This window comes from Butyricicoccus sp. Marseille-Q5471 (assembly GCF_951230135.1).
Taxonomy (GTDB): Bacteria; Bacillota; Clostridia; order Oscillospirales; family Butyricicoccaceae; genus Agathobaculum.
This window is the reverse complement of the sequence record NZ_CATNVC010000001.1, coordinates 330,257-347,096: the sequence shown is the minus strand read 5'-3', so window position 1 is coordinate 347,096 and position 16,840 is coordinate 330,257. Positions and strand designations below refer to the sequence as shown.

At 56.2% G+C, this 16,840-nt stretch carries 32 protein-coding genes; all 32 read left to right on the top strand.

Annotation, left to right across the window (positions count from 1 at the left end):
• The first annotated feature begins 19 nt into the window (after positions 1–19).
• Positions 20–628, top strand: a complete 609-nt coding sequence (locus QOX26_RS01845; protein ID WP_283673179.1) for an RNA polymerase sigma factor — start codon at positions 20–22, stop codon at positions 626–628.
• Positions 625–1,533 carry an anti-sigma factor family protein gene (locus QOX26_RS01840; protein ID WP_283673178.1) on the top strand — a complete coding sequence of 303 codons (909 nt, stop codon included), beginning with the start codon at positions 625–627 and terminating at the stop codon, positions 1,531–1,533. Before QOX26_RS01845 ends, QOX26_RS01840 begins: the two co-directional genes overlap by 4 nt.
• A 462-nt stretch (positions 1,534–1,995) precedes the next feature.
• Positions 1,996–2,307, top strand: coding sequence for a 30S ribosomal protein S10 (gene rpsJ / locus QOX26_RS01835; RefSeq protein WP_283673177.1), 312 nt, complete (start codon positions 1,996–1,998; stop codon positions 2,305–2,307).
• 130 nt (positions 2,308–2,437) lie between these two features.
• On the top strand, positions 2,438–3,133 hold the full coding sequence (rplC, locus tag QOX26_RS01830; protein ID WP_283673309.1) for a 50S ribosomal protein L3: 696 nt from the start codon (positions 2,438–2,440) through the stop codon (positions 3,131–3,133).
• Between the two features lie 18 nt (positions 3,134–3,151).
• Positions 3,152–3,775, top strand: a complete 624-nt coding sequence (gene rplD / locus QOX26_RS01825; RefSeq protein ID WP_283673176.1) for a 50S ribosomal protein L4 — start codon at positions 3,152–3,154, stop codon at positions 3,773–3,775.
• Entirely contained in the window at positions 3,775–4,068 is a 294-nt protein-coding gene (gene rplW, locus QOX26_RS01820; RefSeq protein WP_283673175.1) for a 50S ribosomal protein L23, read from the top strand. The genes rplD and rplW overlap by 1 nt, the downstream gene beginning before the upstream one ends.
• Before the next feature lie 98 nt (positions 4,069–4,166).
• The gene (gene rplB, locus QOX26_RS01815; RefSeq protein WP_283673174.1) at positions 4,167–5,000 is read left to right on the top strand and encodes a 50S ribosomal protein L2; all 834 of its coding nucleotides are present in this window, start codon (positions 4,167–4,169) and stop codon (positions 4,998–5,000) included.
• Between the two features lie 18 nt (positions 5,001–5,018).
• Positions 5,019–5,300: a 30S ribosomal protein S19 gene (gene rpsS, locus QOX26_RS01810; RefSeq protein WP_283673173.1), complete on the top strand. Its 282-nt coding sequence runs from the start codon at positions 5,019–5,021 to the stop codon at positions 5,298–5,300.
• 15 nt (positions 5,301–5,315) lie between these two features.
• Positions 5,316–5,651 carry a 50S ribosomal protein L22 gene (gene rplV, locus QOX26_RS01805; protein WP_283673172.1) on the top strand — a complete coding sequence of 112 codons (336 nt, stop codon included), beginning with the start codon at positions 5,316–5,318 and terminating at the stop codon, positions 5,649–5,651.
• A 13-nt stretch (positions 5,652–5,664) separates the two neighbouring features.
• Complete coding sequence (gene rpsC / locus QOX26_RS01800; RefSeq protein ID WP_283673171.1) at positions 5,665–6,459, top strand: 30S ribosomal protein S3; 795 nt, start codon at positions 5,665–5,667, stop codon at positions 6,457–6,459.
• Positions 6,459–6,881, top strand: coding sequence for a 50S ribosomal protein L16 (gene rplP, locus QOX26_RS01795; protein ID WP_283673170.1), 423 nt, complete (start codon positions 6,459–6,461; stop codon positions 6,879–6,881). The genes rpsC and rplP overlap by 1 nt, the downstream gene beginning before the upstream one ends.
• Complete coding sequence (rpmC, locus tag QOX26_RS01790; protein WP_283673308.1) at positions 6,881–7,081, top strand: 50S ribosomal protein L29; 201 nt, start codon at positions 6,881–6,883, stop codon at positions 7,079–7,081. Before rplP ends, rpmC begins: the two co-directional genes overlap by 1 nt.
• A gap of 15 nt (positions 7,082–7,096) precedes the next feature.
• On the top strand, positions 7,097–7,354 hold the full coding sequence (gene rpsQ, locus QOX26_RS01785) for a 30S ribosomal protein S17 (protein WP_283673169.1): 258 nt from the start codon (positions 7,097–7,099) through the stop codon (positions 7,352–7,354).
• A 12-nt stretch (positions 7,355–7,366) separates the two neighbouring features.
• Positions 7,367–7,735 carry a 50S ribosomal protein L14 gene (gene rplN / locus QOX26_RS01780; protein ID WP_283673168.1) on the top strand — a complete coding sequence of 123 codons (369 nt, stop codon included), beginning with the start codon at positions 7,367–7,369 and terminating at the stop codon, positions 7,733–7,735.
• 15 nt (positions 7,736–7,750) lie between these two features.
• Positions 7,751–8,068 (top strand): 50S ribosomal protein L24, encoded by a 318-nt coding sequence (gene rplX / locus QOX26_RS01775; RefSeq protein WP_283673167.1) that lies wholly within the window; start codon positions 7,751–7,753, stop codon positions 8,066–8,068.
• Between the two features lie 19 nt (positions 8,069–8,087).
• Positions 8,088–8,633 (top strand): 50S ribosomal protein L5, encoded by a 546-nt coding sequence (gene rplE / locus QOX26_RS01770; RefSeq protein ID WP_283673166.1) that lies wholly within the window; start codon positions 8,088–8,090, stop codon positions 8,631–8,633.
• 15 nt (positions 8,634–8,648) lie between these two features.
• The gene (locus QOX26_RS01765; protein WP_283673165.1) at positions 8,649–8,834 is read left to right on the top strand and encodes a type Z 30S ribosomal protein S14; all 186 of its coding nucleotides are present in this window, start codon (positions 8,649–8,651) and stop codon (positions 8,832–8,834) included.
• A gap of 333 nt (positions 8,835–9,167) precedes the next feature.
• Entirely contained in the window at positions 9,168–9,566 is a 399-nt protein-coding gene (gene rpsH, locus QOX26_RS01760; protein ID WP_283673164.1) for a 30S ribosomal protein S8, read from the top strand.
• Between the two features lie 15 nt (positions 9,567–9,581).
• Complete coding sequence (gene rplF, locus QOX26_RS01755) at positions 9,582–10,127, top strand: 50S ribosomal protein L6 (protein ID WP_283673163.1); 546 nt, start codon at positions 9,582–9,584, stop codon at positions 10,125–10,127.
• A 20-nt stretch (positions 10,128–10,147) separates the two neighbouring features.
• Complete coding sequence (gene rplR / locus QOX26_RS01750) at positions 10,148–10,507, top strand: 50S ribosomal protein L18 (protein ID WP_283673162.1); 360 nt, start codon at positions 10,148–10,150, stop codon at positions 10,505–10,507.
• Between the two features lie 18 nt (positions 10,508–10,525).
• Positions 10,526–11,029, top strand: a complete 504-nt coding sequence (gene rpsE / locus QOX26_RS01745) for a 30S ribosomal protein S5 (RefSeq protein WP_283673161.1) — start codon at positions 10,526–10,528, stop codon at positions 11,027–11,029.
• 15 nt (positions 11,030–11,044) lie between these two features.
• Positions 11,045–11,227: a 50S ribosomal protein L30 gene (rpmD, locus tag QOX26_RS01740; RefSeq protein WP_283673160.1), complete on the top strand. Its 183-nt coding sequence runs from the start codon at positions 11,045–11,047 to the stop codon at positions 11,225–11,227.
• Positions 11,228–11,233: 6 nt separating this feature from the next.
• Positions 11,234–11,674, top strand: coding sequence for a 50S ribosomal protein L15 (gene rplO, locus QOX26_RS01735; RefSeq protein ID WP_283673159.1), 441 nt, complete (start codon positions 11,234–11,236; stop codon positions 11,672–11,674).
• A gap of 1 nt (position 11,675) precedes the next feature.
• The gene (secY, locus tag QOX26_RS01730) at positions 11,676–12,965 is read left to right on the top strand and encodes a preprotein translocase subunit SecY (protein ID WP_283673158.1); all 1,290 of its coding nucleotides are present in this window, start codon (positions 11,676–11,678) and stop codon (positions 12,963–12,965) included.
• Between the two features lie 16 nt (positions 12,966–12,981).
• On the top strand, positions 12,982–13,611 hold the full coding sequence (locus QOX26_RS01725) for an adenylate kinase (RefSeq protein WP_283673157.1): 630 nt from the start codon (positions 12,982–12,984) through the stop codon (positions 13,609–13,611).
• Positions 13,612–13,614: 3 nt separating this feature from the next.
• Positions 13,615–14,379: a type I methionyl aminopeptidase gene (gene map, locus QOX26_RS01720; protein ID WP_283673156.1), complete on the top strand. Its 765-nt coding sequence runs from the start codon at positions 13,615–13,617 to the stop codon at positions 14,377–14,379.
• Entirely contained in the window at positions 14,379–14,654 is a 276-nt protein-coding gene (locus QOX26_RS01715; protein WP_283673155.1) for a KOW domain-containing RNA-binding protein, read from the top strand. Before map ends, QOX26_RS01715 begins: the two co-directional genes overlap by 1 nt.
• A gap of 15 nt (positions 14,655–14,669) precedes the next feature.
• On the top strand, positions 14,670–14,888 hold the full coding sequence (infA, locus tag QOX26_RS01710) for a translation initiation factor IF-1 (RefSeq protein WP_283673154.1): 219 nt from the start codon (positions 14,670–14,672) through the stop codon (positions 14,886–14,888).
• A gap of 99 nt (positions 14,889–14,987) precedes the next feature.
• Positions 14,988–15,101, top strand: a complete 114-nt coding sequence (rpmJ, locus tag QOX26_RS01705) for a 50S ribosomal protein L36 (RefSeq protein WP_031472205.1) — start codon at positions 14,988–14,990, stop codon at positions 15,099–15,101.
• 286 nt (positions 15,102–15,387) lie between these two features.
• The gene (gene rpsM, locus QOX26_RS01700; protein ID WP_283673307.1) at positions 15,388–15,756 is read left to right on the top strand and encodes a 30S ribosomal protein S13; all 369 of its coding nucleotides are present in this window, start codon (positions 15,388–15,390) and stop codon (positions 15,754–15,756) included.
• 16 nt (positions 15,757–15,772) lie between these two features.
• Positions 15,773–16,174, top strand: a complete 402-nt coding sequence (rpsK, locus tag QOX26_RS01695; RefSeq protein ID WP_283673153.1) for a 30S ribosomal protein S11 — start codon at positions 15,773–15,775, stop codon at positions 16,172–16,174.
• Positions 16,175–16,192: 18 nt separating this feature from the next.
• Positions 16,193–16,786, top strand: a complete 594-nt coding sequence (gene rpsD / locus QOX26_RS01690) for a 30S ribosomal protein S4 (protein WP_283673152.1) — start codon at positions 16,193–16,195, stop codon at positions 16,784–16,786.
• The last annotated feature ends 54 nt before the right edge of the window (positions 16,787–16,840 follow it).

Genomic DNA, 16,840 nt, shown 5'->3' with positions numbered 1-16,840 from the left:
ATTTGAAAGGAGGGCATGCATGTCTGAAGAAAAGACACTGCTGTCCCGCGCGCGCCGCGGCGAAATGGCCGCGTTTGAGGAGCTGGTAACGCGGTATGAAAAACGCGTCTACGCGCTTGCTCTGCGCTCGACGGGAGTGCCCGAGGATGCTGCAGACATCACGCAGGAAGCATTTCTGCGCGCATGGCGCGCAATGGACAGCTTCCGCGGCGACAGCGGCTTTTCCACCTGGCTATTCCGCATCACGATGAATCTGTGCGTGGATCATGCGCGCCATAAGAATGCCGCACCGCAGACGCAGTCGCTGACCGAGGGCGAGGATGAGCATGAGCGCGCGATTCCGGATGCGGCACCCACGCCGGAGCAGCATCTCGAGAACACGGAACTGGGACGGGAGCTGACCGCCGCGCTCGACTTGGTATCGGAAGAGCACCGCAGGATCGTGCTGCTGCGCGATGTGTCTGGGCTGAGCTATACCGAGATTGCCGAAGCGCTTGAAATATCGGAAGGCACGGTCAAATCGCGGCTGTCGCGTGCACGTCTTGCGCTGCGCGAGATTTTAATCAAACGAGGGAACCTTTTGCTGCACGCCTCGTCTAAAAATCCGAAGGGAGGCGAGGAAGCATGAGTGACTGCGAACATTTTGAGCAGCTTTGCTCCAATTGTGTTGACGGTACGTTGACCGACGATGAACGCACCGCGCTTGACGCGCATCTGGCAGGCTGTCCCTCGTGCGCCGCGCTGTTGGAGGATCTCAAAAAAATGCACGAACTGTTCTCGGCGGAGGTGGAACTGCCTGCGGGCCTGCACGAGAGCATTATCAAGCGGGTCGAAGGCCAGGGAAGACTGACGGTCATCCAACCGGAGAAGCCTGTGCGGCGCATGCCGGTTTTCACCATGGTCGCGGCGGCAGCTGTCGTTGTCGTGGTGGCATTGGGCGGCGGTATCGGTACATTTTTCGGCACGGATGGATTGTCGCTTGGCAAGGGCAGCGCGGATATGACGGCATCGGCCGATGCGAGTGCTGCGCCGGAAATGCCGATGCTGTACGCGGCAGACGGAACAGAGGGTGCGGTTATGAGCCGGTCGGTCGAAGAGGATTCGGGCGAATCCGAAACGGCGGGCACAGAACCGGCAAATACAGAAGGTGCGCCAGCGGAAAACGCAACGGTGATACAGTCCGGCATGCCCCCGGTCGCTGCGGCGGGAGATGACGCATCACAGCCGCGCGGCGCCGGCGTTGGCGTAGCGGCAGCCGAGAACGTGCAAAAAATCATTTTGCCGCAGGAAATTCAGGGAATGTCGGTTGCGGGCTGCTATCTGGCGGTCGGCTCGGCAACACTGCCTTCGGTTGCGGCAGACAGCTCGGTGGCGGGCGATCCGTATTCATTTTATATTATTAAAAACGAAAATGAGAATACAACCGTTGAACAGCTGAAAAAAGCGGGATTTACCGTCTCGCTGTACGACAATACAGGACTTGTGCCTGACAGCAGCGCCAACATCTGGCTGCTGATTGTTGAGCATAATTGACAAATGCGCCGTCTGCCGCAGGGTAGACGGCGCATTTTATGAAAAAATGAAGAAAAATTGAGAAATCGCTTGACTTTGTAAAAACAATGTAGTAATCTAAATAAGCACCTGCGAAAGCGGGGCAAAACGCGATGATGCCGGAGATTGCTGTCTGAGACAGGTAACTTCGGCGGAGTAGGTCCGACAATCGGGCGGTTGAGACAACTGCTATCAGCCAAGGAGCGCAAGCTCGGAGGCACAAACGCAATGTTCCTGCGTAAATTCGGGACTTTCGGCAGCTTTTTGCCGATCAGCCGATGGCTTGAACCACTTACGTTTTCTTGTGACCGGATCGTTACACTACCAGTGTGCCCGGTTATTTTCATGCCCGAACGTGATACACACGGCGGGGTTGCAGTTTCTCTCCGTAACGAGTCACCACATTATTTAATGTATGGCGAACATACGAGGAGGAAAACCAAAATGGCAAATGCACAGAAAATCAGAATTCGTCTGAAGGCTTACGACCACGAGCTGATCGACCAGTCCGCTGAGAAGATCATCGAAACCGCAAAGCGCAACGGCGCTAAGGTGTCCGGCCCGATCCCGCTGCCGACCGAGCGCGAGATCATCACCATCCTGCGCGCTGTCCACAAGTACAAGGACGCCCGCGAGCAGTTCGAGCGCCGCACCCACAAGCGCCTGATCGACATTATCAACCCCAACCAGGCTACCATCGAGGCTCTGACCACGCTGGATCTGCCGGCTGGCGTTGAATTTGAAGTCAAGCTCTAAAATTTTTGTCAACAAATCGCTTGGATTAACCCACCGGTGATTTGAAAGCCCTGCCGCATACAGCGCGGCGAGGTCAAGTTGCCGGCTAAACGCCGTCAACCAATAACCTTTAAGGAGGAAAAACACAATGCTGAACAAAGCAATCATCGGCAAGAAGGTCGGTATGACCCAGATCTTCAACGCCGACGGTAAGGTCATCCCCTGCACCGTCATCGAGGCCGGCCCCTGTGTCGTCACTCAGATCAAGACCGAGGAAAAGGAAGGCTACAACGCTGTCCAGTTCGGTTTTGCCGACATCAAGGAGCGCAAGCTGACCAAGCCTGAGCTGGGCCACCTGAAGAAGGCTGGCGAGGCTCTGAAGAAGTACCTCAAGGAATTCCGCTTTGAAGACTGCTCCGGTTTCCAGATGGGCGACGTCATCACTGCCGATATGTTCGTTGAAGGCGACTTCGTAGACGTAACCGGTACTTCCAAGGGTAAGGGCTATGCAGGCGTTATCAAGCGCTTCAACGCTCACCGCGGCCCCATGAGCCACGGCGCCGGCCCGATGCACCGTCATCAGGGTTCCATGGGCGCGTGCTCTGACCCGTCTAAGATCATGAAGGGCAAAATGATGCCCGGTCACATGGGCAACGAGCAGGTTACCGTACAGAACCTGGACGTTGTCAAGGTTGACGCTGAACTGAACCTGATCGCTGTTTGCGGCGCGGTTCCCGGCCCCAAGGGCGGCATCGTTGTGCTGAAGAACACCGTTAAGAACAACAAGCTGGTCAAGGGCGAGGCTGGCGTCAGCAAGAACCCGCAGAAGGCTTCGGCTAGAAAGTAAGGGGAGGAGGAGTAATCAATGCCTACAGTTAAGGTTTACAACATGGCTGGTCAGCAGACCGGCGAAATGGAGCTCAACGCTGCCGTTTTCGGCATCGAGCCCAACGTTTCTGTTATGCACGCGGTGGTTAAGAACATTCTGGCCAACCGTCGCCAGGGCACGCAGTCTACCCTGACCCGTGCTGAGGTTCGCGGCGGCGGCATCAAGCCGTGGCGCCAGAAGGGCACCGGCCGTGCTCGTCAGGGCTCCATCCGCTCTCCGCAGTGGACCCACGGCGGTATCGCGCTCGGCCCCAAGCCGCGCTCCTACCGTTACACGCTCAACAAGAAGACCCGTCGCCTGGCGATGATGTCTGCACTGTCTGCAAAGGCTGCTGCAAACGAAATCATCGTAGTGGACGGTCTGGACATGGGCGAAATCAAGACCAAGACCTTTGCAAAGTTCCTCGCTGATATCGAGGCAACCCGCAAGAGCCTGGTCGTCACCCCTGAAGTTCGCGTAAACGTCGTTAAGTCTGCCGCCAACATCCCCGGCGTGCGCACGACCATCGCGAGCACCCTGAACGTATACGATATCCTCAACGCCGACAAGTTCATCATTGACAAGGCGGCTGTTGAAAAGCTCCAGGAGGTGTACGCATAATGAAGTTCGTTTACGACATTATCAAGAAGCCGGTTATCACCGAGCGTTCTATGGAAGGCATCCAGGACAACAAGTACACGTTCGAAGTAGCACGCGACGCCAACAAGATTGAAATCAAGAAGGCTGTCGAAGAGATCTTCGGCGTTAAGGTTTCCAAGGTAAACACCATTAAGCTTCCCGGCAAGTGGAAGCGCATGGGCGTTCACGTTGGCAAGCGCCCGGATGTGAAGAAGGCTGTCGTTACCCTGACCGCCGACTCCAAGAAGATCGAGCTCTTCGAAAACATGATCTAAGCCCGAGGGCTGATCAACCGCTTCCGCCTATCATAAGCGGGGCATTTATGGGGAAGACACCCCGATAATGAACAGATTACAAGGAGTTGAAACTTTCAATGGCTATTAAGACTTTCAACCCGACGACACCCTCGCGCAGAAACATGAGCGTTCTGTCCTATAAGGGACTGTCCAAGGTGAAGCCCGAGAAGAGCCTTCTCGAGAAGGTGAAAAAGAATGCCGGCCGTAACAGCTATGGCCGCATCACCGTTCGCCACCACGGCGGCGGCAACAAGCAGAAGTACCGTATCATTGACTTCAAGCGTCAGAAGCTGGACATGCCGGCTACCGTGCTGACGCTTGAATATGATCCGAACCGTTCGGCCAACATCGCTCTCGTTCAGTACGAGGACGGCGTTAAGGCCTATATCCTGGCTCCGGAAGGCCTGAACATCGGCGATAAGGTCGTTTCCTCTAAGGAAGCTGACATCAAGCCCGGCAACTGCCTGCCGGTAGAGTTCATCCCGGTCGGTACCATGATCCATAACATCGAGCTGTACCCCGGTAAGGGCGCTCAGCTGGTTCGTTCGGCTGGCGTTGCAGCTCAGCTGATGGCGAAGGAAAACGGCAAGGCGCAGGTTCGCCTGCCCTCCGGCGAAGTTCGCTTTATCCGCCTTGAGTGCAAGGCGACCATCGGTGTTGTCGGTAACTCCGACCACTCCAATGTTCAGCTGGGTAAGGCTGGCCGTACCCGTCACATGGGCATCCGCCCGACCGTCCGCGGTTCTGTCATGAACCCGTGCGATCACCCGCACGGCGGTGGTGAGGGCAAGAGCCCGATCGGTCGTCCCTCGCCTGTTACCCCCTGGGGCAAGCCGGCTATGGGTTACAAGACCCGTAAGAAGAATCATCGTACGGATAAGCAGATTGTCCGTCGTCGTAACGGCAAGTAAGAAAGGAGTTAACGTAATATGGGCAGAAGCATAAAGAAGGGCCCTTTTGTGGCTCCTGAGCTTATCAAAAGAGTCGTTGCTATGAACGAAGCGGGCGAGAAGAAGGTTGTTAAGACCTGGTCCCGCGCTTCCACGATTTTCCCTGATTTCGTCGGTCACACCTTCGCGGTGCACGACGGCCGCAAGCATGTTCCGGTATACGTGACCGAGGACATGGTTGGTCACAAGCTGGGCGAGTTTGCTCCCACCCGTACCTATCGTGGTCACGCGGGCAGCAGAACCTCCAATAACGGTAAGTAAGGAGGAAATGAAAAAATGGAAGCAAAAGCGATTGTAAGAAACGTTCGCATGACGCCGCGTAAGGTCAAGCTGATTTGCGACCTGATCCGCGGCAAGGATGCGGGCACTGCGATGGCCATCATCATGAACACCCCCAAGGCTACCTCTGAGGTAATGGAAAAGCTCCTCAAGAGTGCGGTTGCAAATGCTGAGAACAATCACGGCATGAACACCGATAAGCTGTACGTCAAGATGGTGCACGTTGGACCCGGACCTGTTATGAAGCGCGTTATGCCGCGTGCACAGGGTCGTGCGTTCAGAATCCTCAAGAGAACCTCGCATATTACGCTGGTTCTTGGCGAGAAAGAATAAGGGAGGTTAATCAATGGGCCAGAAAGTTAATCCGAACGGTCTTCGTGTCGGTGTAATCAAGAATTGGGATTCCCGTTGGTTCGCTAAGGACGCACAGTTCGGCGACCTCCTCGTGGAAGACTACAATATCCGTAAGGAACTGAAGAAGAAGCTGTACGATGCCGGTGTTCCGGCGATCGAGATCGAGCGTAAGAACGACGAGATCAAGATCATGATCCAGTGCGCACGTCCCGGCATGGTTGTCGGCCGCGGCGGCGAGGACATTCAGAAGCTCGAAGCTGAGCTGACGAAGAAGTACGGCAAGAAGGTTAAGTGCTCGATTATCGAGATCAAGAACCCGGACACCAACGCGACTCTGGTTGCTGAGAACATTGCTTCCCAGCTCGAGAAGCGCATCGGCTTCCGTCGTGCCATGAAGCAGTCTATGGGCCGTGCAATGCGCATGGGCGCCAAGGGCATCAAGACCTGCTGCTCCGGCCGTCTGGGCGGCGCGGAAATCGCCCGCACCGAGCACTACCACGAAGGCACGATTCCGCTGCAGACCCTGCGTGCGGACATCGACTATGGCTTTGCCGAAGCTAACACCACCTATGGTAAAATCGGCGTTAAGGTATGGATCTACAAGGGCGAGGTTCTCACCGGCGGTCCCCGTCTGGGACGCAGCATTGAGGCTCCCAAGCCCGCATTTGAGCGCCGCGAGCGCCGTGGCGGCCGTGATGACCGTCGTGGCGGCCGTCGTGAAGGCGGTTTCAACAACCGTGGTAACGGCGATCGTCGTGCGCCCCGTCAGGAAGGAGGCAACCGCTAATGCTGCTCCCTAAGAGAGTTAAATATCGTCGCGTGCATCGTGGCCGCCTCAAGGGCAAGGCCCTGCGCGGCAACTTCGTATCCAACGGCGAATTCGGCCTGCAGGCTACTGAGCCCTGCTGGATTACCTCGAACCAGATCGAGGCTGCCCGTATCGCTATGACCCGTTACACCAAGCGTGGCGGTCAGGTATGGATCAAGATTTTCCCCGATAAGCCGGTCACCGAGAAGCCTGCTGAAACCCGAATGGGTTCCGGTAAGGGCTCGCCCGAGTATTGGGTTGCGGTCGTCAAGCCCGGCCGTGTCCTGTTTGAAATCGCCGGCGTTTCCGAAGAAACCGCTCGTGAGGCGATGCGTCTGGCCAGCCACAAGCTGCCCTGCAAAACCAAGTTCGTTATGCGTAAGAATGGCGGTGAAGAATGATGAAGGCAACTGAGATCAGAGAACTGTCTGCTGAAGAGCTTCTCGTAAAGCTTGGCGATCTGAAGAAGGACCTGTTCAATCTTCGTCTCCAGCACGCCACCAATCAGCTTGACAATACGAACAAGATCACTGAAGTCAAGCGCGATATCGCGCGTGTCAACACCGTTCTCCGCGAGAAGCAGCTCGCGGCTAAGGCATAAGGGAGGTAAGCGAAGTTGAGCGAAAGAGCATTGCGCAAGACTCGCGTAGGCAAGGTTGTCTCCGACAAGATGGACAAGACCATTGTCGTCGCGATTGAGGATAGCGTACAGCATCCTCTGTATAAGAAGGTTATCAAGCGTACCTATAAGCTGAAGGCGCACGACGAAAATAACGAGTGCAAGATCGGTGATAAGGTAAAGGTGATGGAAACCCGTCCGCTGTCCAAGGATAAGCGCTGGCGTCTGGTTGAAGTCATCGAGAAGGCGAAGTAAGGAGGAGAGCACATGGTTCAGCAGGAAACTTTTCTGCGTGCGGCTGACAACAGCGGCGCGAAGGAACTGAAATGTATTCGTGTTCTCGGCGGCTCCACCCGCAAGTACGGCAACATCGGCGACATCATCGTCTGCTCGGTGCGTAAGTGCACCCCGGGCGGCGGTGTTAAGAAGGGCGACGTAGTTAAGGCTGTCATCGTCCGCACCGTCAAGGGTCTGCGCCGTGCGGATGGTAGCTACATCCGCTTCGACGAGAACGCTGCAGTTATCATCAAGGAAGATAAGAACCCCAAGGGTACCCGTATTTTTGGGCCCGTGGCGCGCGAGCTGCGCGATAAGGATTTCATGAAGATCCTGTCGCTGGCTCCCGAAGTACTGTAAGGAGGTCGCCATACAATGAATAATTTGCATGTAAAGACGGGCGACACCGCAGTCGTTCTTTCCGGTAAGGAAAAGGGCAAGCGCGGCAAGGTTCTGTCCGTTAACCCCAAGAAGGGCATGGTTGTGATCGAAGGCGTTAACATGATTAAGTGCCACACCAAGCCCCGCCGTCAGGGTGAGACCGGCGGCATCATCACCCGCGAGGGCGCACTGCGCTCCTGCAAGGTGATGAAGGTTTGCCCCAAGTGCGACAAGCCCACCCGCTACGCTGCCAAGCTGCTTGACAACGGCTCCAAGGTTGTTGTCTGCAAGCATTGCGGCGAGACACTTTAAGAAGAGGAGGATGCAATAAATGACCCCGAATATGAAGGCAAAGTACACTGCTGAAGTTGCTCCTGCTCTGATGAAGAAGTTTGAGTACAAGAGCACGATGCAGATTCCGACGATCGACAAGATCGTTGTAAACGTCGGTTGCGGCAAGGAAGCCAACGGCAATGCCAAGGTAGTTGAGTCTGTCGTCCGCGACATCACTGCAATCACCGGCCAGAAGCCGATTATCACTACTGCGCGCAAGTCCGTTGCGAACTTTAAGCTTCGTGAAGGCATGCCGGTTGGTGTTAAGGTTACCCTGCGCCATGACCGTATGTGGGAGTTCCTGGATCGCCTGTTCAACGTTGCACTGCCCCGCGTCCGCGACTTCCGCGGCATCAACGGCAATGCATTTGACGGCCGCGGCAACTTCGCCCTGGGCCTCAAGGAGCAGCTGATTTTCCCCGAGATTGCTTACGATCAGATCGATAAGATTCGCGGTATGGATATCGTTATCTGCACCACTGCAAACACTGACGAAGAAGCGAAGGAGCTGCTCTCTCTGATGGGCGCTCCGTTCGAGAAGTAAGGAGGAGAATTCTAAATGGCTAAGAAGGCAATGGTACTCAAGCAGCAGAAGTCTCCGAAGTTCTCGACGCGTGCTTACAACCGCTGCAAGATTTGCGGCCGTCCGCACGCATACCTGCGCGACTTCGGCATCTGCCGTATCTGCTTCCGTGAGCTGGCTTACAAGGGCCAGATCCCGGGCGTACGCAAGGCTTCCTGGTAATTTCCCTAATTACCCGAGTAGCTTGGTAACGTTTTAAATCGTTACTTTTCAGAGCGTTTTGACGGGAACAAAAGTGGATTTTCGGTAAGAAATATGCACTTTGTAGCTTGTCAGGCCGCTCTTAAACATGGTATAATTAGTCGTTGCCCGCCTTGTGCGGGCTAAACGGCTGTTATAAGGGAGCTCGCTCCCAAACAGATTTTTCCAGCCGCTGCCTGTGGAAGGGCCACGGAGCAGTGTAAAGAAAAGTGGGAGGCAAACAGGTCAATCGCAGGACTAACCCGCCCCGATTGCTGCACTACCCCCAAACTTCTTAAAAGGAGAGCATAAAATATGCAGATCACCGATCCCATCGCGGATATGCTGACTCGTATCCGCAACGCTGGAACCGCTCGTCACGCAACTGTTGACGTACCGGCTTCCAAAATGAAGAAGGCAATTGCCCAGATCCTGCTCGACGAAGGCTATATCAAGTCTTTTGAGGTTGTCGAAGGCAACGTGCAGGGCATCATCCGCATCGTGCTGAAGTATGTCGATGGCCGCCAGAAGGCGATCACCGGCCTCAAGCGCGTGTCCAAGCCCGGCCTGCGTGTATACGCCGGCACACAGGAGCTGCCGAAGGTGCTCCGTGGCCTTGGTATTGCCATTGTTTCCACTTCCAGAGGCGTCATGACTGACAAAAAGGCTCGTGAGCTGAACGTCGGCGGCGAAGTCCTCGCATTTGTCTGGTAAGGGGAGGTATAAAATATGTCAAGAATTGGTAGAATGCCGATTACCGTACCGGCTGGCGTTGAAGTCAAGATTGACGGCAATGTTGTGACCGTTTCCGGTGCAAAGGCAACTCTGACCCAGGAAATCCACCCCAACATGATGATTGCTGTGGAGAACAATGAAATCCACGTCACCCGTCCCAATGATGAGAAGCAGAACCGTGCGCTGCACGGCTTGACGCGCAGCCTCATCAACAATATGGTTGTCGGCGTGAGCGAAGGCTACAAGAAGGAGCTTGACGTTGTAGGCGTCGGCTACCGTGTTGCAAAGCAGGGCAAGGATCTGGTTATGAACCTCGGCTTCTCGCATCAGGTTACGATGAGCGAAATCGAGGGTATTACAATCGACGTCCCGGGTCCGAACAAGATTATCATCTCCGGTCCTGACAAGCAGAAGGTCGGCCAGTTCGCAGCGGAAGTTCGCGAGAAGCGTCCGCCCGAGCCGTACAAGGGCAAGGGTATTCGCTATGTGAACGAATTTGTCCGCCGCAAGGAAGGCAAGACCGGCTCTAAGAAGAAGTAAGGAAAGGAGAGTGTGCTTAAATGATTTCTAAGAAGGATTCCAACAAGGCGCGTCTGCAGCGCCACAAGCGCGTTCGCGCTAAGATCTCCGGCACTGCTGAGTGCCCCCGTCTGGACGTTTACCGTTCGGCAAAGAACATCTACGCACAGGTTATCGACGATGTCGCCGGTGTAACCTTAGTCTCCGCCTCGACTGCCGAGAAGGACTTCACCGAGTACGGCGGCAACAAGGACGCGGCCAAGAAGGTCGGTCAGCTCGTTGCTGAGCGCTGCAAGGCCAAGGGCATTGAGAATGTCGTATTTGACCGTGGCGGCTATCTGTATCACGGACGCGTGAAGGAACTCGCAGAGGGCGCCCGCGAGGGCGGCCTGCAGTTTTAAGTCGGGAGGAGGTAAAACATGGCTAAGTTTGATAGAAACGACAAGCGAGAGGACGAGTTTTCTGAAAACATCGTAGCTCTCAACCGTGTCGCCAAGACCGTAAAGGGCGGCCGTATCTTTAAGTTTGCGGCTCTGGTAGTTGTCGGCGACGGCAAGGGTACCGTTGGCTTCGGCCTGGGTAAGGCTTCCGAAGTTCCGGACGCTATCCGCAAGGGCATCGAGGACGCCAAGAAGAACCTCGTTAAGATCTCGCTCAAGGGCACCACGATTCCGCACGAGGTTATTGGCTCGTTCGGCGCTGGTCGCGTGCTCCTGAAGCCTGCCGCTCCCGGTACCGGCGTTATCGCCGGCGGCGCGGTTCGTGCGGTTGTTGAAGCTGCCGGCATCAAGGACATTCGTACCAAGTGCCTGCGCTCGAATAACCCGCAGAACGTTGTTACCGCAACCATGGAAGGCCTGAAGTCCCTGCGCGATGCAGCTCAGGTTGCTGCCGTTCGCGGCAAGTCCGTGGAAGAGCTTTAAAGGAGGGTAATTTAGATGGCTAACATGACGATTACCCTGAAAAAGAGCCTGGTCGGCCGCTTGGATAAGCATATTGCGACCGCTCATTCTTTGGGGCTTAAGAAGATTAACGATGTAACCGTTCAGCCCGACAACGCGCAGACGCGCGGCAAGGTGCATCAGATCGGTTACCTGCTCGAAGTTGTAGAGGAGGCGTAACCGACGATGAAGCTTCACGATTTACAGCCGTCCGCAGGCGCTACCAAGCCGGCCTACCGTAAGGGTCGCGGCGCCGGTTCCGGCAACGGCAAGACCGCAGGTCGCGGTCACAAGGGCCAGTGGGCCCGTTCCGGCGGCGGTGTCCGTCCCGGCTTTGAAGGCGGTCAGATGCCGCTGGCTCGCCGTCTGCCTAAGCGCGGCTTCCACAATATTTTTGGCACCACGTATGCCCCGGTCAATGTTTCCGCTCTGGAGAAGTTTGAAGATGGCACCGAAATCACCGCAGAAACCCTGCGTGAGGCCGGCATCATCAAGAATGCTCTCGACGGCGTCAAGATTCTCGGCAACGGCTCGCTGAGCAAGAAGCTGACGGTTAAGGCCGCTGCTTTCTCCGCGTCCGCAAAGGAGAAGATTGAAGCTGCAGGCGGAAAGGCCGAGGTGATTTAAGGTGTTCCAAACCCTTAAAAACGCCTGGTCTCTCCCCGATTTGCGAAAGAAACTGCTGTATACTTTGTTTATCCTGCTGATTTTTCGCTTCGGCTCCTGCATTCCCGTGCCGTTCATCAACACCGGTCTGCTGCAGGCTTACTTTGAGTCCGCCGCGGTACAGGGTTCGGCACTGAATTTTATCGACATGTTCACCGGCGGCGGCCTTTCGGGCGCTACCATCTTTGCCATGTCGATCACGCCCTACATCAATGCGTCCATCATCCTGCAGCTGCTGACCGTTGCCATTCCCGCTCTCGAGCGCATGGTAAAGGACGGCGGCGAGGAAGGCCGCAAGAAGATCGCTTCCTGGACCCGCTATCTGGCGGTCCTGCTCGGTCTGCTGCAGGGCTTCTCTTACTACGCACTGCTCCGCAACCAGGGCTTCCTGAGCAACACCGGTGTTCTGGCAGCAGTGGCAATCGTGCTGACCTTCACGGCCGGCACGGCACTGATCATGTGGCTGGGTGAGCATATCACCCAGAACGGCATTGGCAACGGCATCTCGATCATCCTGTTCGCAGGTATCGTATCGCGCGGCCCGCAGCTGATGCACACCATGGTCAATCTGTTCCAGCTCGGCGGCATGAATATTGTTGCCGGCATCCTGATGATCATCATCGCGCTGGCGCTGGTCGCCTTCATCGTGTTCATGTCGAACGCGGAGCGCCGCATTCCGGTTCAGTACGCCAAGCGCGTGGTTGGCCGCAAGATGTACGGCGGACAGTCGACCCACCTGCCGATTAAGGTAAACGCTTCCGGCGTTATGCCGATCATCTTTGCCTCTTCGATCCTGTCCCTGCCCCAGACCATTTCGATGTTCTGGACGCCGGAAACCGGTTCGTTCGGCTATCACATGCTCAACCTCTTCAAGCAGACCAGCCCGTTTTACATCGTGCTGTACGCACTGCTGATCATTGGTTTTGCATATTTCTACGCATCCATCCAGTTCAACCCGATTGAGATTTCCAACAACCTCAAGAAGAACGGCGGCTTTATTCCGGGATTCCGTCCCGGCAAGCCGACTTCGGACTTCATCACCAAGGCGCTCGGCAAGGTTACCTTCGTCGGTGCGATTTTCCTTGGCGTGGTTGCGATTCTGCCGTTGATCGTCGGTGCGGTTGCCCCGAACCTCTCTAATGTGGCTCTGGGCGGCACTTCGATTATCATCGTAGTCGGCGTTGCACTTGACACAGTGAAGCAGATGGAAGCGCAGATGATGATGCGTCATCACAAGGGCTTCTTGGAATAATACTGGAGGCATTTGCGTGAATTTGATTTTACTCGGCGCGCCGGGCGCCGGTAAGGGTACGCTGGCGGCATATCTCATCGACAAGATGGGCGTGCCGTCGGTATCTACCGGCAACATCCTGCGCGAAGCAGTGAAGAACGAAACCAAGCTCGGCCGCGAGGCCAAGCAATATATGGACGCCGGCAAGCTTGTGCCGGACGAGGTCGTCATCGGCATGCTGGAGGAGCGCATTGCGCAGTCCGACTGCCAGAACGGCTTCATCCTGGACGGCTTCCCGCGCACCATCCCGCAGGCCGAAGCACTCGATCGTATTGCCAAGATCGACTGCGCGCTGTCTCTCGAGGTGCCCGATGAGGTCATCGAGGGCCGCATGACCGGCCGTCGCGTCTGCCTGAAGTGCGGCGCGACCTATCATGTCCAGAACATGCCGCCGAAAAAGGAAGGCGTGTGCGATGTGTGCGGCGACGAGCTCGTTATCCGCAAGGATGACGCGATTGACGTGGTGCGCGACCGCCTCAAGACCTTCCATGCACAGACTGAGCCGCTCAAGGGTTACTACGGTGATCAGGGCAAGCTCAAGAGCATCGACGGTACGCAGGGCATTCATCAGACCGTGCAGTTTGCCGTCCAGGCATTGGAGCTGTAAGGTATGATTCACATTAAATCCGAACAAGAGCTCGAACGGATGCGTTTGGCCTGCCGCATCACCGCCATGGCGCGGAAGGCAGCGGCTGATGCAGTCCGTCCCGGAGTTACTACGGGCGAGATCGACCGGATTGTCCGCAAGACGATCGAGGATCAGGGCGCAAAGCCCTCGTTCCTCGGTTACGGCGGCTTCCCGGCCAGCGCCTGTGTGTCGGTCAACGATGAGGTCATTCACGGTATTCCTTCTCCGACCCGTGTGGTCCAAGAGGGCGATATCGTCAAGGTTGACGTGGGCGCGTTTATTGACGGCTTCCACGGCGACTGCGCGGCGACCATCCCCTGCGGGGCGGTTTCCGAAGAGGCCATGCGTCTGATCGAGGTAACCCGGCAGAGCTTCTATGAGGGTATCAAACTCGCCCGGGAGGGGAACCGCGTTTCCGATATTTCAGCGGCGGTGCAAAGCTACGTCGAAGAAAACGGTTTTTCGGTTGTGCGTGCTTACGTCGGTCACGGCGTAGGTTCGGCGCTTCACGAAGCGCCCGAGGTGCCGAATTTCGGCCGCCCCGGTCACGGCATCCGTCTGCAGCGCGGAATGACCCTTGCAATTGAGCCCATGGTCAACGTGGGTGTGTATGACATCAAGGTTCTGCCGGATGGCTGGACTGTCAAAACAAAGGATGGGAAACTGTCCGCACACTATGAGAATTCCGTTGCCATCACCGATGGCGAGCCCGAAATCCTGACAAACATCGATGGTGAGGTGCTCTGATGGAGTCTCATGCAGCTGACATTGTGTTATCGCTGTCCGGACGCGACAAGGGGCTGCTGCTCCTGGTCGTGAAAGAGGAGGGGGAATTCCTTTTTCTGGCCAACGGCCGTGCGCGCCGCGCGGAAAACCCCAAGAAAAAGCGGCGGCGGCATGTCAGCCATCAAGGCACGAGTGACGAGCGCACCAAACAAAAGCTGCTCGAAACCGGCCGCCTGACCAACAGCGATATTCGCAAAGCTCTCGCCCTTTGGACGGGAGACGACGACTCAAATTGACCGAGGAGGGTAACTATGGCAAAAGATGACGCAATTGAACTGGAAGGTACCGTTATAGAGGCGCTGCCCAACGCCATGTTCCAGGTAGAGCTGCCCAACGGCCATAAGATTCTGGCTCATATTTCGGGCAAGCTCCGTATGAATTTTATCCGCATTCTTCCCGGCGACAAGGTCACTGTTCAAATGTCGCCCTACGACCTGACTCGCGGTCGTATTACTTGGAGAAGCAAGTAAGAGAAAAGCGAGCGGAGGCGCGTATGTGACCCGAGCGCCAGCGGTCGCGGAAGAGGTTCCGCGTCCCATCCCCATCATTAATAATGGAGGTAAAATGTCATGAAGGTAAGACCGTCCGTCAAGCCGATCTGCGAGAAGTGCAAGATCATCCGCCGTAAGGGCAAGGTTATGGTTATCTGCCAGAACCCGAAGCACAAGCAGAAGCAGGGCTAAAAGCCCTTCGGGCTTCCAGGGGGCTCCAAGCCCCCTAGATACGAAAAAAGTTCCTTTAAAACTTTTTTCGATACCCCTGGAATCCGCGCCAGCGCGGGGTCGGGGTATTTTTCCGAGGCAGAGCCCCGGAAAAATTGTTTGGAAACGGCGCTTTGCGCCGCACCAATATTGATGAGAGTGAACACGACAAGCACGTGCTGACGCGCGGCGCTGCAGGGGCGGAGGCGGCTCCTATACTGTGTTTGCAAAGACGCCTCAGTGTGAAACAATCGGAGGTTATTTTAGTATGGCACGTATTGCCGGTGTTGACCTTCCCCGCGAGAAGCGCGTGGAGATCGGCCTGACCTACGTCTACGGCATTGGCCGCAAGACGTCCAACGAAATCCTGGCTAAGACCGGTATCAGCCCTGATACCCGCGTCAAGGATCTGACCGAAGAAGATGCTGCTAAGCTGCGTGAAGTCATCGAGCGCGACTACAATGTCGAGGGTGACCTGCGCCGTGAAATCGGCCTGAATATCAAGCGCCTGGTTGAAATCGGCTGCTATCGCGGCCTGCGCCACCGTCGCGGCCTGCCGGTTCGCGGTCAGCGCACCAAGACCAATGCGCGTACCCGCAAGGGCGTCAAGAAGACCATTGCGAACAAGAAGAAGTAAGGAGGGGAACTGAATTATGGCTAAGGTACAGAAGAAGGGCGCGACCCGTACGCGCCGTCGCGAGCGTAAAAACATTGAAAAGGGTGCCGCGCATATCCGTTCCTCTTTCAATAACACCATCGTTACCATTACCGATACCAATGGTAACGCACTCTCCTGGGCTTCTGCCGGTGAGATGGGCTTCCGCGGCTCGCGTAAGTCCACCCCGTTTGCCGCGCAGACCGCTGCTGAGACCGCTGCTGCCGCTGCGATGGAGCACGGCCTGAAGTCGGTTGAAGTGTACGTTAAGGGCCCCGGTTCCGGCCGTGAAGCTGCGATCCGTGCACTGCAGGCCGCTGGCCTCGAGGTTACCATGATCAAGGACGTAACCCCGATCCCGCACAACGGCTGCCGCCCGCCCAAGAGAAGAAGAGTCTAATAGAGGAGGAAACCAAACATGGCTAAGAATACACAGCCCGTTCTGAAGCGTTGCAAGACGCTGGGCCTTTCCCCCGCGGTACTTGGTTACTCCAAGTCCACCAAGCGTCAGCCCAAGGTTTCTCGCCGCAAGCAGTCCGAGTACGGCCTGCAGCTGGCTGAGAAGCAGAAGGTTAAGTTTATCTACGGCGTGCTCGAGAAGCAGTTCCATGCTTACTACGAGAAGGCTGAGCGTAAGCAGGGTATCACCGGCGAGACGCTGCTCCAGGAGCTGGAGCGCCGTCTGGACAACGTGGTATTCCGCATGGGCTTCGGCAACACCCGCCGCGAAGCTCGTCAGCTGGTTAACCACGCGCACTTCACCGTTAACGGCCAGCGCGTGAACATTCCGTCCTTCCAGGTAAAGCCGGGCGACGTGATTGCTGTTTGCGAGAAGTCCCGCTCTACTACCAAGTTCAAGACCCTGCTTGAGGAAAACGGCAAGAAGGCGTGCCCCAAGTGGATCGATAAGGCTAAGGACTCCTTCGAGGGCAAGATTGTTGCGATGCCCGCACGTGATGACATCGACTATGATGTATCCGAGCATCTCATCGTCGAGTTGTACTCGAAATAATAAACCCTCGTTTTTGGATTGGCTGCGGCGCCTTGTGCGCCGCCTGATCCGCAA